17 protein-coding genes are annotated in these 20,964 nt (G+C 50.5%); 13 read left to right on the plus strand and 4 right to left on the minus strand.

Going from position 1 to position 20,964, the window contains the following annotated elements:
- Positions 1-667: 667 nt before the first annotated feature.
- Positions 668-1,576, plus strand: coding sequence for a formylglycine-generating enzyme family protein (locus tag ACO0LD_RS30740; RefSeq protein ID WP_423013168.1), 909 nt, complete (start codon positions 668-670; stop codon positions 1,574-1,576).
- Positions 1,577-1,695: 119 nt separating this feature from the next.
- On the opposite strand, the gene ACO0LD_RS30745 is transcribed toward ACO0LD_RS30740, so the two are convergent.
- A complete protein-coding gene (locus ACO0LD_RS30745; protein WP_423013170.1) occupies positions 1,696-2,421 on the minus strand; it encodes a hypothetical protein in 726 nt (241 codons plus the stop codon).
- Positions 2,422-3,112: 691 nt separating this feature from the next.
- On the minus strand, positions 3,113-5,398 hold the full coding sequence (locus ACO0LD_RS30750; protein ID WP_423013172.1) for a protease pro-enzyme activation domain-containing protein: 2,286 nt from the start codon (positions 5,396-5,398) through the stop codon (positions 3,113-3,115).
- Between the two features lie 1,060 nt (positions 5,399-6,458).
- Between ACO0LD_RS30750 and ACO0LD_RS30755 the strand changes: the two genes are divergently transcribed.
- From ACO0LD_RS30755 to ACO0LD_RS30790, 8 genes are all read left to right on the plus strand, one after another.
- Entirely contained in the window at positions 6,459-7,049 is a 591-nt protein-coding gene (locus ACO0LD_RS30755; protein WP_423013174.1) for a DUF4240 domain-containing protein, read from the plus strand.
- A 79-nt stretch (positions 7,050-7,128) separates the two neighbouring features.
- Entirely contained in the window at positions 7,129-7,425 is a 297-nt protein-coding gene (locus tag ACO0LD_RS30760) for a hypothetical protein (RefSeq protein ID WP_423013176.1), read from the plus strand.
- 303 nt (positions 7,426-7,728) lie between these two features.
- Positions 7,729-8,784 carry a hypothetical protein gene (locus ACO0LD_RS30765; protein WP_423013178.1) on the plus strand — a complete coding sequence of 352 codons (1,056 nt, stop codon included), beginning with the start codon at positions 7,729-7,731 and terminating at the stop codon, positions 8,782-8,784.
- Positions 8,785-8,861: 77 nt separating this feature from the next.
- Entirely contained in the window at positions 8,862-9,716 is an 855-nt protein-coding gene (locus tag ACO0LD_RS30770) for a hypothetical protein (RefSeq protein WP_423013180.1), read from the plus strand.
- A gap of 32 nt (positions 9,717-9,748) precedes the next feature.
- On the plus strand, positions 9,749-10,006 hold the full coding sequence (locus ACO0LD_RS30775) for an Imm32 family immunity protein (RefSeq protein ID WP_423013182.1): 258 nt from the start codon (positions 9,749-9,751) through the stop codon (positions 10,004-10,006).
- Between the two features lie 132 nt (positions 10,007-10,138).
- Positions 10,139-10,570: a hypothetical protein gene (locus tag ACO0LD_RS30780; protein WP_423013184.1), complete on the plus strand. Its 432-nt coding sequence runs from the start codon at positions 10,139-10,141 to the stop codon at positions 10,568-10,570.
- 354 nt (positions 10,571-10,924) lie between these two features.
- Positions 10,925-11,917, plus strand: coding sequence for a hypothetical protein (locus ACO0LD_RS30785; RefSeq protein WP_423013186.1), 993 nt, complete (start codon positions 10,925-10,927; stop codon positions 11,915-11,917).
- Between the two features lie 361 nt (positions 11,918-12,278).
- Positions 12,279-16,517: a hypothetical protein gene (locus tag ACO0LD_RS30790; RefSeq protein WP_423013188.1), complete on the plus strand. Its 4,239-nt coding sequence runs from the start codon at positions 12,279-12,281 to the stop codon at positions 16,515-16,517.
- Between the two features lie 91 nt (positions 16,518-16,608).
- Here the strand turns inward: ACO0LD_RS30790 and ACO0LD_RS30795 are convergent, their stop codons facing one another.
- Positions 16,609-16,824, minus strand: coding sequence for a hypothetical protein (locus ACO0LD_RS30795; RefSeq protein ID WP_423013190.1), 216 nt, complete (start codon positions 16,822-16,824; stop codon positions 16,609-16,611).
- A gap of 136 nt (positions 16,825-16,960) precedes the next feature.
- On the opposite strand from ACO0LD_RS30795, the gene ACO0LD_RS30800 reads away from it, so the two are divergent.
- From ACO0LD_RS30800 to ACO0LD_RS30810, 3 genes are all read left to right on the plus strand, one after another.
- Positions 16,961-17,854, plus strand: coding sequence for a LysR family transcriptional regulator (locus tag ACO0LD_RS30800; RefSeq protein ID WP_423013192.1), 894 nt, complete (start codon positions 16,961-16,963; stop codon positions 17,852-17,854).
- Positions 17,855-18,229: 375 nt separating this feature from the next.
- Positions 18,230-18,844, plus strand: a complete 615-nt coding sequence (locus tag ACO0LD_RS30805; RefSeq protein WP_423013194.1) for an ester cyclase — start codon at positions 18,230-18,232, stop codon at positions 18,842-18,844.
- Between the two features lie 216 nt (positions 18,845-19,060).
- Positions 19,061-19,798: a hypothetical protein gene (locus tag ACO0LD_RS30810; protein WP_423013196.1), complete on the plus strand. Its 738-nt coding sequence runs from the start codon at positions 19,061-19,063 to the stop codon at positions 19,796-19,798.
- A 44-nt stretch (positions 19,799-19,842) separates the two neighbouring features.
- On the opposite strand, the gene ACO0LD_RS30815 is transcribed toward ACO0LD_RS30810, so the two are convergent.
- Positions 19,843-20,046, minus strand: coding sequence for a hypothetical protein (locus ACO0LD_RS30815; RefSeq protein ID WP_423013198.1), 204 nt, complete (start codon positions 20,044-20,046; stop codon positions 19,843-19,845).
- Positions 20,047-20,070: 24 nt separating this feature from the next.
- On the opposite strand from ACO0LD_RS30815, the gene ACO0LD_RS30820 reads away from it, so the two are divergent.
- Positions 20,071-20,127 carry a hypothetical protein gene (locus ACO0LD_RS30820; RefSeq protein WP_423013200.1) on the plus strand — a complete coding sequence of 19 codons (57 nt, stop codon included), beginning with the start codon at positions 20,071-20,073 and terminating at the stop codon, positions 20,125-20,127.
- The last annotated feature ends 837 nt before the right edge of the window (positions 20,128-20,964 follow it).

Consider the following 20,964-nt stretch of genomic DNA (forward strand, 5'->3'; position numbering starts at 1 on the left):
ATTTGTTCAGCCCCGGCCTTGCCCTGATGCGCCGGACACATGTTCTTCACTCTCGATTTCATTGTTACAGTCCACTAGTTTATGAGTGTAATCAATTTTTGGGATTAATCATAGAATAACGGCGGTGGTGCCGTTTTATTGTGACTTTGGCGGGGTTTTGGGGGTAAATGGGAGGGGCAGACATCTGTAACTATCTTGTTTCCCTGTGCGTGGGAATAATAATAGGAGGTGAGATTGCCGCGACTTAGGGGCGATTAGCAAAGCGTAATCGCCCGCATCTGCCTCGCAATAACATGCTAATCATGAAATGGCCGTGACGTCGCCGTAACGGGAGGTGCATTGCAATGCACCTTACGACTATCCATTTTCGGGAGTCGTGAACTTGCGTTCGATTACGCTGCACTAATCTTATCTATTCGGGCTTAAATGAATAGGATTTGTATTCGTTGGCTAATTTTATAGGTAGGCATCTATCGCAATAAAGAAGCGGGTTGTTGCTTGTTTTTCTCGAGGAATAAGGGGTGGGGCAGCCGAAAGTGTTTGTTTGTAATCAGCCAACATTGCATTACAATGGCGCAAAATTAAAATCGTGTGGCTTGCAATTTTTCTCACTCCCGATAATTCATTTGCAGAGTTTTACTGCAGCAATCAAAGGCGTAAAGCGTCCATGACTTTTCATTCCTCAGTTTTACTATTGGTATCTAAATTCCTGAAAACAATAATGACTTTGTTATTGGTTTTCTTCAGTTTGGACTCGGCTTCGAGTCACCCTGTAAATGGGCATAATTCTTCACGTGTAGGAGCTTCTTTTAGAGATTGCCTTAAGTGCCCTGAATTAGTAGTCATTCCCAAAGGTAGTTTCAATATGGGAAGCGATTCTCGTGAGTCGGCCACCAACATAGAGCCCGGCTTGGTAACCGTTGATATTTCGATTTTGGCCGCTTCGAACATCGCTCCCGCACATAGCGTCAACATAGCGAAGCCGATTGCCGTCGGAAAGTATTCGGTAACGTATGGTGAATGGGATGTTTGTGTCGCAGATGGAGGCTGTGGAGGGTACAGACCCAAAGCATCATCTTGGGGACGTGGAAGGATGCCAGTTGCGCACGTGACCTGGCAAGATGCAAAAAATTATACAGATTGGCTCTCAAAAAAAACAGGCAGGCACTACCGCCTGCTTAGCGAGGCGGAGTGGGAATACGCGGCGCGCGCCGGCACTACATCGGCATATTACTGGGGAGATAAAATTGGTAAAGACAATGCTAACTGCTGCGGTGATCGCTGGAATGAGACTAAACTAGCTCCTGTAGGAAGTTTTGCCCCAAATCAATTTGGACTGCACGATATGTTAGGACACGTCTGGCAATGGATTGAAGATTGTTGGCACGATGGATATGTTGGCGCACCAACTGATGGCAGCGCGTGGATCGAAGATGGGCAATGTTCAAAACGGATTATACGAGGCGGCTCCTATCAAAGTCCCCCATATATTGTTCGAGTTGATGATCATAATTCAAACGACTCGCAAGCCCGTAGCTACAGTGTCAGCTTTCGGGTTGTGCGAGATATGCCTTAGCCCGCGTGGGCGCGATTAGTGTAATGTAATCGCACGTATGTCGAGATTGAAAATATCAATAACCATCACTAAATCATGCGTGCGAATACGCGGGGCTATTCGTACCTACATGCCGTAGTTTATTTCTGTCTGATCTGGCAAGTCGCCAATAAAGCCATGACTTCATCAAATTTTTCTTTGGCATGCGCATGCTGCGCGGCATTGCTGCGATCGTATTGATGATAAAAAACCGGGTCACCGATCTTTTTCTTGACCCAGTCCATATCCAGGCCGCTGTTGCGCCTGAGTCTTAAATAGATACTGACCGAGTCTAAATAGGTGTCGTCATCCGCCAATTCTTTATTTGCCTCATGCCAGACTACCCAGGCATGGAGGTGCTCAAACGGCACCGATACGACCCAATTTTTTCCTGGTACAAAGCGATAGATTTCTTCCGCCACCAGCATGCTCTGCGAACAATCGAGATGCAGGGTCTTGGTGCCGACATGCTGTTTCCTGGTGCGGTAATCATGTATCGGGGTTTGCTTGCGCAAGCTCAGCCAGACGCCCGTCACATAAGCCAATAAAACCGCATACATGTTGACAGACGAATTTGAAATCTCGATAAAATTACGAAGTATGAGAGACAGGATGACAAAAGCCGGATACAGCATCAGCCCCCAGAGTACCGGCCCCCAGAAAAACAGGCTGACCATAACAGACCAGAGCGATGTGTCATAGGTGATGATATTCAGCATCAATAATTTGCTTTTTTTCCTGAGGGCATACAGCAATTCACCTTCATTGATGCCATAGCCGCCACCATGGTCGTACTTGGTTTCTATGGAAAAATTCGTTTGTAACATGCATGTCCTTTGCTTGCATCGTGTTGCTGTGCTTGTGTATTTGTAGGGTGCGCACGGCGCACCGGTTGTTCTCATTCATGTCATCCGGGTGGAGCGCACGGCGTACCTTGCAACTGCTGATTATTCCATGCAAACGGATCTTGCGCAGATGGATCCCAGCCTGCGCTGGGATGACGTTATTATGGTTCAGGTGCATTCCTGTCTTCCCGGTTTCAATTCGGCCTGGACTTCCTCGTCATTCAAGTTTAATCCAGCCGTAAGCTTAAAATCGTCATTCCAGCGCAGGCTGGAATCCCGTGGCGTTGCTTGCATCCGCACACTTTTGTTATCGCCACAAAAAGCCAGTTAACCAATAGGATGCGCCGTGTGCACCAATTAGTAACGGAGAAGCGATTAGCGTTGCGTAATCGCCCACATCTGCCCGGCAATAACAAGCGGGTTACAATATTACCGTGCCGTAGCCGTAACGGGAGGTGCATTATAATGCGCCCTGCATTTATCCATTTTCTGTGATCCTGAGTATGTGAACGATGTCGTTCTCTGTGACCCCTCTGTGTCTCAGTGTCTCTGTGGTGAGGGGTCTTGAAGTCGCGTGTATACGCAAGCACAAAAAAATAAGGCCCCAGGTTTCACCCTGGGACCTTAATGCCGTTACTTCTTAAATCAACATCAGGACATGCTCAATACAGCATTAGTCCGTCGCCAGCAAAGTCACACCGCTGATCGCGCTGTAGGCTTTGATCAGCACATAGTAAGTGCCTGCTGCAGGTGAATTGACGGTGATGCTTTCGTTGGTGCTGGCACCGTCGGATTTTTGCAGGTAGGACGATGTCGTTGGTGCAGAACCCAGTTTGACATACAAGTCAGCATCGCCAGAGCCACCGCTGGTTTTGAATGTCACGGATGGGCGGCCAGCAGGTACCACGAAGGTGTAGACCGATGATGCGCCAGATGCCAGGCTGATGCCTGTGACTGGTACGCCATTGTTCAACACATTTGGTGGTGTGCCAGTCTGGTAACTGGCTACCAGATTGATGCCATTGGATGCAGTATAGCCATTCAACAGGACATAGTAAGTGCCTGCTGTTGGAGATGCCACAGTGATGGTTTCAGTGCTGGTAGAGCCATCTGATTTTTGCAGGTAGGTCGTGGTAGTTGGAGCAGAACCCACTTGTACATACAGATCAGCATCGCCTGAACCGCCCGTTGTTTTGAACGTCAGGTTAGTCGCACCGGATGGTACGGCAAAGGTGTATACCAGATTGCCACCAGTAGCTACGTTGATGCCGGTGATAGGTACATCCTTGACCAGCACATTTGGTGGTGGTGGTGTCGAGCCCATGGCGTTTGCAAAGTTGGCCATGTTCAGGCTACCGTAACCACTGGCATAATCCCAGCCTGCCTTGGCGGTATAACCACCATTGCTGCCGGACGTGATGTCGTGGAACATGCCTGGCGTGCTGGCTGCTTTTTGATAGATCGCAGCAGCAGGGAAAGGCAAACTGTTATTGTTCATCGACTGTACACGTGCCCAAAAGCCGGTGAAGATAGGTGCTGCCAGGCTGGTGCCACCGATCTGCTGGTTGGAACCATTGACAATCACCAAAGCACCACTGGCAGGGTCAGCATTGAACGAGATATCTGGCGTGCCGCGTTTGGTTGCAGAACCCAAAACGCCGGAACTGATTTGCCAGCTAGGTGCTGCTTCTGTCAGGGATGGACCGCCACCAGCGCCACCGTTTGCGCTTTGCTGGCAACTGGCTGCCGTAGTACATGCCCACACTGTTTCAGATACCCAGGTGCTACCGGACGTATTGAGCAAAGTACCGCCCACCGAGATCACATAAGGTGATACCGATGGATAGCTTTGCGACGTACCAGGGCCACCGCATTCGTAGGCGCCAGAGTCACCGGATGAGACCGAGAAAGTCTGGCCTTGTGCCACCGCAGTCTGGAAGATTTGATCATTACTGGATTGGACACCAGAATTGACCGCATCGTTTTCACACTCGCCCAAAGACACATTGATGACCTTGGCCACGTTGTCACTGACAGCGCGGTTATAGGCGGCAGTGATGTCGGCGTCGCTCAAGGTATTGGCCGTGTACAGCACCATTTTCTTGATCGTGCCACCAGCAGTTGCCAATGCATCTTGCGTGTCCATATTCCATTCACCAACACCGGCAGTGTCAGAACTTGCCGAACCTATCGTGACCGTCTGCACATTCACCGTAGGATAGCCGGCACGGCTGGTGAAGGTGTTCAAGTCCTTGATTGTTTGCGTCATGCTGCCTTGCGTGATGATGCCGATAGTGGCATTCACTGCGCTGGGTAAGCCGCTGGCGTTATAGATGCTGGAAAACTCGGTAGGATTATGCCCCGTGCTGGCCAGCGTGTTGGCATTCGGCCTGACCAGGTGCGTGCGATAGGTATGCAAGTTTTGCAGACCATGTACTGCCAGCACCGTGTCCGACAACGATTGCGGTATCTGTGCATCTGTCGTATTGACATGCACAGTGCGGCCATCCACGTTATAGGTTTGCAGGTCGGTATTGAAGGCTGTCTTCACCGTCGCTGCCGCGCCGTCTGCTGTGACCAGCATGCGGTTATCCGACACCGAGATGTTGACGAAACCACTGCTCTTCAAATGATCCACCACTGCCTGCACCTGTGCTGCTGTCGGTGCATAGCGCGACATGAATTCTGCGGTGGAAATCGTCTTGGCATTTTTACCACTCAGGATGCCCGTGGTCAGGGTATCGAGTTCAGCTTTATTGCGCAGTTTAAGTGCGACCACCACTTGCGTAGGCGAACCCGCCTGCATCAATGTGGGTGCTGACTTTGCAGTCACGGTCGCTGGCACTCTGGTTGCCTTGGTTGCTGTCGGCGCCCATTGTTCTGCTGCCTGGGCTGTGTCGAACAGCATGGCCAAAGCCATGGAGACACCTGCTAGTTTTAGATTACAACTGATACGCATTACTTCTCTCCTTGTTTTTTTGATACGAAGTATGTGACCGGTGCTTGTTGGCGGCGCCGGTCCAGCTAAATACTCATCCCCATTCTTCCCAAAACAGGGATGGATGCACAGACAAAAACGGTGTATCCGCACCGTCTAAACCCTACATCCAGAGAACCCAGGCAAGCTGCGCGAGGCTCGCCCTTCGTCCCATATTGCCATGCAGGTAATTGATCAAATTCCCTGCATAACAATTCTTGCAGGCAATAGTAAGACCACTTGCACACGGTAACCGCCGTGCAAGACTATTGGCACTGCTGAATTTTTTCATGGCACCGATAATTTTTAATACCAGTTTGCCATTTTGTAACAGAGGCAGATTATTGACATTCTTTAACAATATGTCAAAAGCAATAAGTGTTTATGTATAGACAAATTTTTTTTATCATTTACCTTGAAATTTATGAAAACTTATTTTCATAGAGGAAAAGATATACTTTCATTACTGAAAATGTATGTGTCAGGCAGGGGAAAGTGGTTGTGAAATTGCAACAAACCCGTTTCAAAAAAAGCATATCCTGGCCATGGTCCTGTGCTGGTTTGCGCATTTTTTTGAGCAGTTTATGTAAAAAAAACAGGCAAAAATGCTTTTAGTGATACAGGTTTTTTGTCAATCGTCTTCTGTGTGAATCACATCGGCAAAACAGCGGGGGAATTAGAATTTACCCTCTAAATTTGTGGGTTTGTGATGTGGTCCGGGATGCAGCCTGCGGTGCAATGTGGGTGGCGATGTTGAATAAAAACATGCGTGCTTTTTTGATGTGCTGTTTCTGGTTTTGCCAAGTCACCCATGCGCCAGAAATATCGCCGCAAATATCTGTCCCCACCGAAAAAGCACACCGAATCTTGCGATCACCCCAGCAAGCATGTTCACCGTGATGTAGCCGTAACGGGAGGTGCATTGCAATGCGCCGCATGGGATTTTCTAATCATCGGAAAAATATTTGCGCCGTGAATCACGTACACATGGTGCCATGCAGATGATTGCGCGATAATGCCCCTCAAGTGGGAATCGATGCCGATGTTTTTCACACTGCATGCTGGCATCCCCATTAAATCAACCATCAATCACCCATCAATCGCCCATCATTCAAACAGATTAGCTATGGAAAACACGACATTCTGGACACTGATAGACGCATCACGCCTTGCCGCCAAAGACGATGCAGAACAACAAATTGACACCCTGGGCGCAGCCGTGTCTGCACTGACACCAGACGACATCGTTGCTTTTGACCGTATCTTCAGCGAATACCATAACCGGGCCTACGACTGGGGCTTGTGGGGTGCGGCCTACCTGATAGGCGGCGGGTGCTCAGATGATGGTTTCATGGACTTCAGGGGCTGGCTGATATCCAGAGGTGAAAAGGTTTATGAGGCAGCCTTGCTGGACCCCGAATCTCTGGCTGACGTCGTCAGGGACGAAGATGGTGATTGCCAGGTAGAGGGTTTTCAGTATATCGCTCGTCAGGTCTGGCAAGAAAAAACAGGAAAGACCAGCAAGGACTTCCCAAAGCATGCTATCGCATACCATGGTGACCCCACTGGAACCGACTGGGACGAAGACGATCTGGAGACACTATTCCCTAAACTCTGCGAGAAGTTTTTTTGAAGCTGGCCTGACATTCAAAGAGGCTGCGTGGTAAAACCGCTCAGTCCCGTTTGGTTGCACATAAAATATCTGATGAAAAATGGCGAATTTGTTTAAAACATGGCGCGGTTGGTCCCGGGTGTTGGGCATGATGTCCTTGCTACCCATATTTTTTGGAGTTTACCAATACTGGCAATTTTCTGTCTGGGCGCATGAGCAAAGCAAGAATGGTGAATTTGTTTGCGCCACAGGTATTGCCATGCTGTTTATTGTTTGTGGAATAGGCTTCATTTTTTTTGCGCTGTGCGCAATCATCTGCGGTATCGTCGCGCGCGTACGGCTGTCATCGCGGCTTTCAGCGGTGCACGATATGGCAGACAAAGACCTGAACGAATAAGCCCGCGTAGATAAAATTAGCGTAGCATAATCGCATACATGGGGTGCAGGTGACACACGCAGCCAGGCCAAAAAAGGCATGACATCATTGAATGGACTGGCGATTCACCGTCATGGACATGGCGACACGGCGACATGTAGGCAGACGATTTGCACCACAAGCACTGCCGTCACCAAAAAATCTCCTCTCAGGTCGCATCTGCTGCTTTTTCTCCAAATCAGATAGCATGAACTGCAGATCTTACGTACCATACGGCAGCAGTAAAAGCCCGTCTCTCTTGCGTAAGCTAAAAAGGATAACGCCATGATGCAATTCACCGACGCACAAACGACAGAACTGGATATGCGCCTGGAGGTAGCAAGCGAGGCATGGTCTATCTTCAAGTCACTGCCGTTCAACAATGGGCGTCTGGTATGCCTGTGCAGTAAGCAATGGTTGGTGCAGATCCATCAAGGCGTGGTCTCCAAGCGCAAGATACCAGAGCAGTTCATCGAAGAACTGCATGGCTACGCAGAGACCCCGAATGAGCAATGCGAAGCCCCGTTCAGATGGTTCCCCCAACTCTTCAAATGGGGCGAAATGACAGGCTTGCTGTTGTTGGACAAAAAGATTTACTTGCTGGACGATTTCGATGGCGATTTCATCGAAATCCCGATCGCGAACCGTTTGAAGAAATGGTCTTTCAAATATCAAGATCAAGTAGAGGGTTCTGGCGATGAGGGGGCAAATTTCCTGCCTGTTGCTTGTGGTTATACGGCTGGCGGTGGCCTCCCGGTTTTTTATTCCAATGTGGGAGGCGAAGTATCTAACTATCTCGCTCACCTCAGCATAGACGTGGCCGCCAAAACAGCTCAATGGCAGTTCAATGATGAAGGTCGTGCACCGATGATAGTCAAATACGGTGACTATTTTGACGTGTCAGGCTATACCTGTTTTAGCGATGCCAGTTGGACGGGACAAGGATATTTGATGTACGGCGTAGGCTTCGACGCGCCACATTTCAGGACCGGCATGCAGTTTTCCAGGCTACTGCGCGTCGACCAAAACGGCATTGCCACCGATGCCACCGATAGCTTGCTCAGTCTTGACGAACCCTGCTACGGCCATCTCTGTGCAGATGCCAGACATCTTTTGCTCAAACCTATGTACAAGAACAAGGAGCGCAAAGGACGTGAATCACTGGTGGCTCTGGATACCATGCAAGAAACACCGCTTGAGCTGCCCAAGGCCATGAAAAAACTCAAGCTGATCGATATCTACGACGGCCATGCCTGGTTTGTACCCCCGGTATCCACAGACCCAAAAGTTGCCGACCCCGCGTTCATCCCCATCATCACTTGCCGCGTCATTGAGGAATAGTTTTTAGTTCTTGCAGGTATGATAGCAATTAAGGTGCATTACAACGCAACCGGACTAATCAAATAAATGAGAGAAAAATGAGCTTGCGCAAAGAGCCTGCCCCCTGTTTTTCTGGCGTTAATTCCACTTGCCCGTCCGCAAGGCCATTTGATGAATACCTGGCCCAGATTGCGTCACTGCCCATGCCGAGTGCGGAGCAGATTGAACATTTCTGTCGCTATGTGATGGGTGATCATAGTTGGTACAAAGGACTGATCCTGCGCGGGCAAAATTTTATTTTCTTTCTGAATCCCGAACTTGGTCCTGGCACTAATGGCGAGATTCCTTTGAATCGGCAAAATTTTCTGAGATCGATTGAATACCTGAAAATCTTCGGTTATCTCGATTATCGCTTTGGCCCCGATTCGCATATGGACGCCGACAATGTCCCAGCCATCCTGCAAGAACATGGAAAAGTTCGTTGCTATCCATATTTATCTGATCAGTCGAAGGCGCATGATCTGATCTGGCACAGGAACAAAGATGTCGCAGAACTTGTCAAGGGTGACAGCAAAGAAAGCAAGGAATTATCTCATCCAGACCTGGACTTGATCAGGCAATTACTCGTCAAGCGGGTAGCGTGGCAGACAATAGTTGACGAAGTGGCGCAGGGGTGGTCCAGGGAGAAATGGATGGCAGCCAATATGTTGGACTACTACGAGAGTAAAAGTTCGCCGCTGGAAGACTATATGCTCAAAGAGAAGGCAGAGTACCAGGCCCAATTCAGTGAAGACGAATGGGCGATTTTGCGCCAAGGATGGCAGCGTATTGCCACGGCCAAGGCTGAAGAAAGGGGCGCTTATAATATCTTGAATGACCGGGAAAAGGCCAAGATCAAAGCCACCATAGAAAAAATGCTGGCCTGGCTTGCAGAGATGCGCTTGCGCTCATGAATCGTAACTAAGAATTGAATAGGAGTTGTTTGGTGAAAGTCGAGATAGATGTACCCGCATACGATGCAAACAAGGGCATGCAATATCAATGGACGAACCTGTTCGATATAGGTATTCGTATTGAAAACGGTGCTGTGTTAATAGAAGCGAATAAAGAAGGACTATTATCGTTGGCAAATCACTTGCTCAATTTGGCACAAGATGGAATACCGGCTGGGCATCACATGCATTTTGATGCGGATAACTCGCTGAATGACGGTTCATCGGAGTTGTTCATTCAAAAGAAATAAGCCCGGCAGTAGCCAGTGTGGTAGGAATCGCCTGCATATCATGTCGCCATTTCAATAACAGTGAATCGCCAATTTTTTCTAAAAAAACACTGCGAATGCACTATATCTAAAACAAAAAGCAGAACATCCACCGTGGCCGAATCCATCATTGTCCATTTCCGTACAGAAGACCGTCAGCTTGTAGCTGACGCAGTTGAGCAGATGGCGCTACCCATTGAGCATATAAAGCCAACCTGGCGATACCCGGATAGAGAAGACTATACCCTGACTATTTATTTTTATGATGACATGCTCACTGAGTATGAGCCTGAAAATATAGCCAGCGTCACGGAGGCACTACAGGGTATGCCAGGCGTATCGCTGGCAATTGAGATGCGCAGGTCTAGTGCCAACAAAGGTGTGAATGATGCCAGTGCATTCGCGCTGAGGCTCATCGGTATCTTGCCCGGAGTTGTCGATGATGCTTATTCTGCGATCTGGACACGGCAAGAAATAGCATCATTCGCCATCAAGAGTGACGGTGGATTTCTTGATTGCTACAGAACTTTACAGCCAGGCGTGTAGTGTGTAGGTATGATTAGCGTAGCGTAATCGTACGCATGGCGTGCAGGCTGCATATACAGACATCGTCTCGCGTACTCCGCAGGAGCGGGCAGCATTGAAAAAGTGTTTTCTAAAGAAGTGGATGGGTAAATAAGGATGTATAAAATTCTCTGTTTTGATGAAAATTCTGTTGAATATATTTCAATGTTGCTGGTAAATTGAATTCTATTCTTAATGTTGTGGATTTGGTATTGCATAAAAATACAGGGGCCAGCAAAATTAAGCTAGAATCGCCGCCAAAGAATTTGCATGCTTTAAGTATGTCCAAATCCTAAGCCAAGTCAGCAGCCCTTTCCCCTTCCTCATCGAATTACTATGCGCCTTATCCTGAAGTTATTGCTCTCTCTTTCCCTTGTCTGTTCATTCCTGACGACCGCACACAGTGCAGAAAACAGCAAGCCGGGTTTGCCCTTGCAGCGCGCCAGCTTTGATTATCACAGCGCGTTCTTAATGAACCTGCACCATTTTTTGCTGGATGTCTCGGTACAAAAAAAATCACTTCAAGACCTGCCTTGGGATAACAAGCCTGGCGATGCAGAATTCATCATCTTGAAAGAAGCCGTTGATTTTTACCAGGCTGATTATGCTAAACGCGATCTGCTTTTTGATGCGACCATGCAAGGTATCAAGCGTGGCCTGAGCGTTGATGACCAGCGTCGTGACGCCAGCGGCCTGGCTATTCCGGCTCGGCTCATTGCAGTTCTGAACCGGGTTGCTCCTGTGTATGCCCGCTGTATCTGGGCATCGCAAAACAAAAGCAACCAGGACTGGATCAAGCAGACCAAACAGCTGGACGCAAGCTATGGCAAGGAAATACAGACGCGCATAGAGAAGTATATGGTCCATGCTTTTCCGGTCACGCCGATACGCAGTGATATCGTCGTGCTGACAGGTACAAGGCCGGGTGCCTATACCGATGAACAGATCATCATGCCCAGTGGCCGGCCAGATTATCAGGGCCTGGCGGCGCTGGAAATGCTTTATCACGAGGCATCACATACTGTCGTGACTGATACCCTGGTCAATGCCATCAATGACAGGATGAAGGCTGCACATCGTGACGGCGAATCTGACTTGTGGCATGTGCTGCAATTTTATACCGTCGGCAAAGTGACCCAGGATGTACTCAAGCAGAGTGCTAATCTTGACTACCAGCCTTACGCATTGAAGAATGGCCTGTATCAAAAAGCCTGGCCGGAATATCTGGATTTGATAGATCAGGTGTGGGAGCCTTATCTGGAAGGCCAGTTGAATTTCAAGGAAGCGATAGCGCAGGCAGTGAATCAAATGCCTGCGGAAAAGAAATAGACCAGTGAAGTAGGGTGCGTCTCGACGCACCTTTATGTGCGTATGCATTGAATTTTTGATCGAAAAGCGGTGTGTCAAAAAGCACCCGTCGCGATGCTTCGTCGTGCATCGCCATAGATGGTCACGCACCGGGGCAAAGTCCCCGACATCATCACCACGCTTACATCCTGATACACCAGATACAAATCCTCTCATATCTATGAGTTGCTAAACCATGGATGCCTTACCTAAAATCAATGTTTGCCAAATAATCATCAGCCTGCCTCATTTATCCGGCAGGCTGCCTTGCTGACAAAGCTGTCTCCCATCCCCGCTGTTTGACTTTGATCTGTCGCTGCGCCCAGGAAAGGTAAGAATAAAAATGAAAACCAGAAAATATCTCACGCTGCTGGCCGCGTCTGTGGTGGCGGCTGCGGCCAGTGCCTTTGTTGTGCTGGGCAGCGGCAATTCTGTACTTGGTGCTGGTGGCGGGACGGCGACGATAGCGACGCTGGGCTCTGGCCTGAGGGCGATGATGAGTGCGGTGGCCGCGCCTGCTGCAAACTCACTGCTGAATGTCAGCGTCGCCGGTGGCGGCACGGTGACGACTGTCACCGGCAGCCCGGGTGCTGTGAGCTGTACCAGTGACGTGCTTGGCTACACTGGCAGTTGCAGCCAGTTGTTTGAGGCGAATGCGACTGTGACCCTGCATGCATCTGGCAGTGGTTTTGTCGGTTGGGCCGGGCCGGGTGTGGCAGCCGCAAGTACGGGTTGCAGCGGCACGGCAGATTGTACTTTCACCAAAACTGCTGATACACAATATGTGACGGCGATCTTTTCTTCTGGTGGCGCAGTTGGCTCCCTGCCACAGCAGCTTTATACCGACATCACGTCCGGCCCCACTACAGGCGGCGAGAATAACAAGGGCATTTATCTGTCGGTCTTTGGCCAGAACTTTGGCACGACAGGGGCTGGCACCAATGCCAAGGTGTATCTCGATAATATCGAGGTAGATAATTACCGTTCCATCGGTGTCTCACGCGGCAGGGCAGACATACAACAGATCACGACACAGATAGGCGCACTCGGTGGCGCCGCAAATGGCAGCGACCTGCCTGTCAAGGTGGTCATCAACGGCAATGTCGCCACAGACGCGAATCAACTGAGTTTTAAAATCAATCCCGGCAAAATCTATTTTGTCAGCCTGGATGGCAATGACAGCACCGGGCAGCCGGATGACATCAACCACCCTTACCGGCATGTGCAACTGGCAGTCAGCAATAACTCCAACGACATCAATGTTGGCTGCACGATTGCAGGCGGCTTGCAGCCTGTGGCGACTGCTGGTGTGTGGGGAATAGTCTTGCCGGGCGATTTTATTGTCATGCGTGGCGGTGTCTGGACTGATGTGCATCAGGCCGGTGACAATTATTTCTTGCGGGCGCAAAACAAATCCGGCACACCGGCAACAGGTGCTGTGCAAAGCGGGCCGATCACGCTGATGGGCTTTCCGACAGAAACCACGCAATTGTCGCAGGCGCTGGCCAGCAGCAAAGACAACGCATCCGGCGGCGTGATTACCTCAGCCGACAGTGCGCGCCAGGAGATAGGCTGCGGTGCCGGGATCACCATCACCAATCTGAAGATAGAATCAGGCCGTGGCGATGGCATGATCAGTGTGCAGGCAGGGTATGAACTGAATAAATACAAGGGTGCCAACTGGCGCGTGGTCAATAATGAGCTGACTGCCTATACCGCCGTGCACAACGTCAACGCCAAGGGCGCGGGTGTCACAGGCAGCGGCAATGGCGTCGTAGTGCTGGGTAACCATGTGCATGATGTGTATTGCGGGCCAGACGATGGCAGCAGCTTTTTGCAAAACCATGGTTTCTATTTCGATGGTACCGGTTCTTACGAGGTGGCCTATAACGAGGTCGGCAATATCTTTGGCGGCAATGGTGTGCAGAGTTACAGCTCCTCTGGCACACCCATAGGCAATATCAATGTGCACCACAATCTGATCCACGATGTGCGCAAGCATGGCATCAACCTGGCCGATGGTACGGCGGGCAATGTCAAGGTTTGGAACAACGTTGTCTACAACATCCAGTATGCAGCGGTGCGTTTTAACACGACCGACATCACTGGCGCAAAAATATACAACAACACCTTCTACAACACCAACACCGCAGGCAACAGCAATTATGGCGCGTTGACGAATGACTGGAATTTGCCCAAAGGCGCGATGGATGTTGAAAACAATATCTTCTACGTCGCCACCGGCACGCCGTATAACTCGGGCTCGAATGGTGTACCGGCCAGCACAGGCACCTTCGCGCGCAACCTGTGGTTCAACGGCTCTGGCAGCCCTGGGCTGGATTCCACCGCGATCATGGCCAACCCGCTGTTTGTGCAGGCGGGTGCTGACTTTCATTTGCAAACCAACAGCGCCGCGCGTGGTGCGGGTTCGATAGCGACAGCAGTGACCTCGCTGGTGACCAACGATTATGATCTTAAGGCCCGCAACCCGCAGGCGATGGATGTGGGTGCCTATCAGTCTGGTGCGGCCAGCGATACCGGTTTGCCAGCGGTGAGTGTTGCACCAACCATACAGGGCACGCCACAGGTCGGCAGCAGCCTGAGCGTAAGTACAGGCACCTGGACCAATAGCCCGACGAGTTATCAATATCAATTGATAGCGAATGGAGCCGATGTTGCAGGCAGCACCAGCAACAGCTTTACGCCAGCCAGCGCGGATGCGGGCAAGGTCATTGCATGGCGCGTTACCGCGAGCAATGCCAAGGGCTCTGTCTCGGTCATGAGCAATTCAGTTACGGTGGCAAGTGTTGCTGTGCCCGTCAATGGCAGTTGTGGAAGTGCTGACGGTGCAAACTTCAGCAGCGCACCGACGACGGGTTTGTGCAGCGCTGGTGTCGCCTCTTTATTGAAAGGCACAGGCCCATGGACCTGGACTTGCGCCGGTTCCAACGGCGGCACGACGGCAAGTTGCAGCGCCAAGCTCGGCAGTGTGCAAGCCCCGGTCAATTCCATAGCGCCTGCTATTTCCGGCACGTCTTTCGTCGGCAGCGCACTGGCTTGTTCAACTGGCACCTGGAGCAATGCACCCACAAGTTATGCCTATCGCTGGAAGCGTGGCACTACCCAAATCTCTGGTGCCACTGCCGCCAGCTATATCGTCACCACGGCAGATGTAGGGCAGGCGCTGACTTGCACAGTCACGGCAAAGAACAGTGCAGGTTCTGCCAGCGCTGTTTCAGATGCAGTGACTGGCCTGGTACCAGCGCCAATCACTCCGCCGCAAATTGTGCAGACTGCAGCGCCGGTATTTGCTGATGGCTCGGTGCGCCCGGTCACGATCAGCTTCCCCAATCCTGTCAAGGCGGGCAACCTGATCCTGGTTTCCATGGCATCCACCCAGGGCCACACGTATAACTTCACCCTGTCTGATAACAAGAACGCTGGCAACTACACCTGGTACCAGACCGATGCCTGCCAGACTACCTGCGCTGGCTGGTTCTACCTGGTCGCGCAAAAGGGTGGCAGCAGTTTCACGATCAGCGCAACTGGCGGCGCAGCGCAATCGCTGGTCATGTCGGCGATTGAAGTCAGCAATTTTGATCCTGCGATATTTGATGGCAAGCCAGTTATTGCTAATGGCATTGGCGGCACTGGTAATACTAGTGCCACGGCAAGTGCCAGCAAGCAGACTGCCTCGGTCAATTCACTCGTGCTCAGCGTCTATGGCGGCGACCCAGATCAGGTGATCACCCCCGGCAATGCCGCAGGCGCATTCAATGCTGCTTATGCCAATACCCTGACTTACGGCACGCAGATTGCCACGGCAGCGACAGCAGGTAGCACTCCGGTATCGTGGAAAGTGGCGCAACCCAAGGGATGGACAGGCTGGTCAGAAATGGTCATCGCCATCAAGGGTCTTCCTGGTGCCGTACAGACCCCGGCGTCTGCTGTGGTCGTGCAAACGGCTGCCCCGGCCTATGCAGATGGCGACACCAGGCCCGCTGCCATCAGCTTTACCAATCCGGTCAAGGCAGGTAATCTGATCCTGGTGGCAATGGCCAGCAACCAGGGCAATACCTATAACTTTACCGTCACCGATAACAAGAACGCAGGCAACTACACCTGGTACAAAACCGATGCCTGTAAATCTTCCTGCGCTGGCTGGTTCTATGCAGTTGCAAAAGCGGGAGGTACATCGTTCACTATCAATGCCAATGGCGGTGCAGCGCAAGGCGTGGTGATGGCCGCTTATGAGATATCGAATTTCGCCCCGACGATATTTGATGGCAACCCTGTCACCGCCAGCAATATCAGCACCACAGCCAGCGCCACCAAAACTACCTTGCAGTCGAATTCCTTGGTATTTGGTGTGTATGGCGGCGATTATGCGCAAAGCATAGTCCCCACTTACGGCATGGGTGCGCTCAGCTATGCTAATCCCAATACCCTGACCTTTGGCACGCAGCATGCACCAGTGACAGCCCTCGGTTCTTCAGCCATGGCCTGGAGTGTCGCGCAGCCAAATGGCTGGCTGGGATGGGCAGTGACAGCGATTGCGATCAAGAGTGCGGTGAGCCCCTAGGCTGCATAGATCATCTTGCCGTTGATGTAGCATTCAAAACGGCTTTCAAAGCCCCATCGACACGTTGATGGGGCTTTTTTTGTCGGCTGCCTTACACCGCAGCCTGCGAGGATGTTGTGGGTGCGATGCAGGCAAGCAGTTTTTGCAGATAAGTATCCAGCACCGGCTTCACAGGCACCTTCAACCAGAATTCAAGTATCAGCACTGCCAGCCCGAAAACCGCTATCGCCAGTTGCCTGGGGCGTAAGGCGATTGCGCACTCTGCGTGACTGGAAAATAGCTGGGCTAAATGGGTGGCGATATTCATGGTATGGACTCCTTCATCAATGCGGCATTAGTTTTTACTGCAAAAGTTTTACTGCAACAGATGCCAGTGTGCAGTATTGCCAGCTAAATGAAAATTGCCTAGAATCGCATGGTCGCTATAAATAAATGTATATGCCATGAACACTGAACCGAACTGGGAGTGGTACCGCACCTTCTTGATGGTCATCGACACGGGGTCACTGTCGGCTGCAGGGCGGGCGATGGGCATGACGCAGCCTACCGTTGGCCGCCATATAGACAGTCTGGAGAAGGCGCTGGAGTTGAAACTGTTCACGCGCACGTTTGACGGCTTCGCGCCAACGGAGGCCGCTTTGGAACTCAGGCCCTATGCAGCCGATGTTGCCGCCACTGCTGCGGCACTGCGCAGGGTCGCCAGCAGCCATGGATCAGGTGTGCGTGGCACCGTGCGGGTAACAGCCAGTGAAGTCACCTGTGTCGAAGTGCTGCCGCCTATTTTGACGGCATTGCGGCGGCAACACCCTGAATTGATGATAGAGCTGGTGTTGTCGAACCATGTCGATGATCTCTTACACAGAGAGGCAGACATTGCCGTGCGCATGGTCAACCCAGAGCAAGACGCCTTGATCGCCAAGCGTGCCGGTGCAATTGAGATTGGGTTTTTTGCACGCCAAAGCTACCTGGCTGATTTTGGTATGCCAAAATCGATGGACGAGTTATCGCGGCATACCATCATTGGTTTTGACCAGGAAAATGCCTTCCTGCGTAAATTGAGGTCAAAATTCCCCACGCTTGAACCATCCGCATTTGCCTTGCGTACCGACAGTGATCTGGCCCAGTTGGCAGCAATCCGCGCGGGCTATGGCATAGGGGTTTGCCATTCTGCGCTGGCAGCAAGAGATAAAGACCTGGTCCGCGTTTTGAAAACACAATTCTCGGTCAACCTGGATATCTGGGTCGCCATGCATGAAGATCTGCGCGAAAGCCCACGTTGTGCCGTGACATTTGCTGCGCTCACGGCGGGCTTGAGGGACTACGTCAAGAAGCAATAGTCCACACGCAATTTTTATACTTTAAGCTTTACAAGCCAGGGATATGTCCCGCCACCGTTTTTGCCAGAAGCATCCAAGGCCATTCATAAAAAATAGCTGGTCGCCGTATCAGCTGTGCCAGCACACTGCCAATCTCCAATCCGCTCCCGCATATCTCACACGGATATGCATTAATGCATAGCGGCTAGTCGGCTTTCTGCAATTTCTTTTACCCAGACATTCGCCCATACTTCTTTCATCGCAATACTACTGCAAACGGCAAGGCCTCATCAGGGAATTTGCCAACTCAAGCAAAAGTATTTCAACAGACCGGCGATGACTGACGCAATCACCTACTAATTTTTTTATACATTGAACTTATCTCAGGAGCTTTTCATGAACTCAACTAGCAACTCATCCAGAAACTCATTTGGAAAATATTCCCGTAAAGCCATGCAGATGGCCGCCGCAATTGCATTGCTGGGCACGAGCCTGACTGCGGCTTTTGGCGCGACCGCTGAGACAAGGGCATCTGCCCCAGCCGCAATCACACCAACGCACCAAACCCGCGTGACCACAGCACATCAGGCACTGACTAATCAATGGATTTCTCTATGGAATGGCGATCTGGATTTGGCAAAGTCCATCATCGCCCCCGACTTTGCTTTGCATGCCACCTTGCTCGATGGCCGCCCCGACACCGCGATCAGTGGCCCCGCAGGACTCGCAGCCTGGGTTGCGCAAAGCCATGCGCTGTTCAAGAACCTGCGCTTCACGGTACAAGTCGGCCCCATTGTCGATGGCAATTTTGCAGTGTTGCGCTGGGAGGCAACGGGCAACTATGGTGGTGGAATACCCGGTGCCGGTGCAGCCGTAGGGACGCCCTTGAAATTCACAGGCACAGACATCCTCCGTATCGAAGGTGGTAAAGTAAAAGACTACTGGCTGCACGCCGATACGGCAAGTCTGTTGACGCAGTTAAAGTTTGGGCAGGCAGCAGCTACGAATTAAAGCGCTGTAATCGTACGCATGTAATGGTGCCGCAAGCCGATCATCATCGATCGGCTGGCGACTTACAATCCAAAACTGACTGCATAATTTGCTACGAATTGTACGATTACGCTGCGCTCATCGTACCTGCGAACTCATCGTACCTACGCAGGCTACGCGGGCTGATAAGCAGACTTTGCTACAATGTCATCGATAATCTACTGAACCAGGCTTTTCATGAACATAAATCAAAGTTGTATGCTGGTCTTGTGCACAACAATGAGCATTGCGAACCTCTCTGCACAGGAAGTGGATACGCCTGTCCAGCAAGTCACGATTGCCACAATGCGTGACCCGCAATGGATGTCCTACCGGGACGCCTACAAGGCGCTGAGATGGCACGACGACTACAAGAAGGATAAAAATTTTGTCCGCGTGACTTTTGATCTCAAACCCAAAGATCGGCAGGCCTCGTTAAAAGACCTGCGCCTTGAGTTGATTGGTAAAACCACGCGGATGGAATTACCTTTGGATGAAGGTTTGACGACCTCCATACCAGATATAAAGCAGGCTTATGAAGAAGACGCCGAATTCAGGTTGAATCGCCAAGCTGGCACTTTTGATTTTCAATACACAGGATCGATCAAGCTAAATCCCAATGGCGTTTATCCACTAGCTGACCTGCATCAGGCTTGTGACCAGTTGCTAAACTACCTGCGCGATGCGCGGTTGAGTATTCGACTCAAAACCGCAGGCAAAAAATGCATCGCCGTGAAATTCCATTACCCTGAGAGTATTGCCAAGCCACGACTTTTTTATAAAAATGAATCAGGCGAAATGGTGGCAATTAGCCTGATGAAGCCACTAGAAAAAATCCCTGGTAATGCTGTCGCGTTCCGCTTCCCTGAACAACAGAAAAATGGTGAAATCATTGCAGGAGACTTGCCCTTGTCTATTCACGTCATTTACGATTAAAGAAAGAAGCAGCGACGACGAGTGCCGTATCGTCTTATGCCGGTTTACTTTTCATCATTTTGTTTTTTTCCGTCTCTTAATTCTTCAAGATATGGCCCTACCCAATACAGGGCAACAAACAAGCCCAGGCTAAAACAGGTATTAAATAAGGGCTTTACAGGCCTGTCGTCCAAATAGTTCCCGAAGGCGATTAACCAGGGCAAGGCTGCGCCATACAAGGCAACTGAAAGCCGGCTTTTCATATTCAATTTCATCTCTTATATGCCCTTTTTATCATGCTGGTATTGATCGGCGCATCGTGGTGCTTCGTCATTGCGCCATTTAAATAGCAAGCCCAGGCCACCCATGCGCATGCATCGCTGATAATGTTCACCTACTGTGGCCTTGTCATACTCGCCCTGAGTTACTTTCAAGGCTATCGGTTCTGGATTGTTCTCTCCTCGAATGTTGAGTATACGTGAACTAAATTTGCCGTGATAGGCTTGCTTGTAAATGATAGTTCCTTCTAGCAGGACAGTGGCTTTATCTGCGCTCAATGCATTCACCAAAAATACGTAGGGAGCGCTTTGCAATGTTAAGAAGGAAAAAACAAGGAGCATGAGAAAGCCCGTTTTCAGCAAACCATAATGCATTAATTCCGCAAGGTGTTTACGCCAATATGTGCCGCATATTGCCATCACGACTAACACGGCAATAGCTGCATAGCTGAAGGCAAGTGGCCAGTCCTCATTCATATCGTCCAGTCGCATCATGCATGCCAACCCGCCAAATGCATACGCAAGAAAACACAAGACCGGCGCTATATTTTTAAACTTTTCTTTGGTGTATGTGTGCATGATGCCAGCTAAAAATAATGATCAGCAAGTAGGTACGATTGGCGCAGCGTAATCGTACGCATGTCAGTAAAATCCTGTGATCTCCAAAGCTGATCTTCCTGAGAAATTGCAGAGTAACATTTTTTGTTCCAGCTCCAGATGAAGGCGAGGCTTTTTGTGCGCTTTTGCAATTTTATGGGCATCATACGTACTATTACGCTGCGCTAATCGTACCTTGTATTATGACGCTTCCGGTAGTTAGTTAATATAATTACCAACAAGTTCTTGGTAGGCATATCAAGATCGAGTGACTGGATGCCGCATCGTACCTTTGGTTTGAAACCTGCAACG

Source organism: Undibacterium sp. Ji83W (genome assembly GCF_049340385.1).
Classification (GTDB): Bacteria; Pseudomonadota; Gammaproteobacteria; order Burkholderiales; family Burkholderiaceae_D; genus Undibacterium.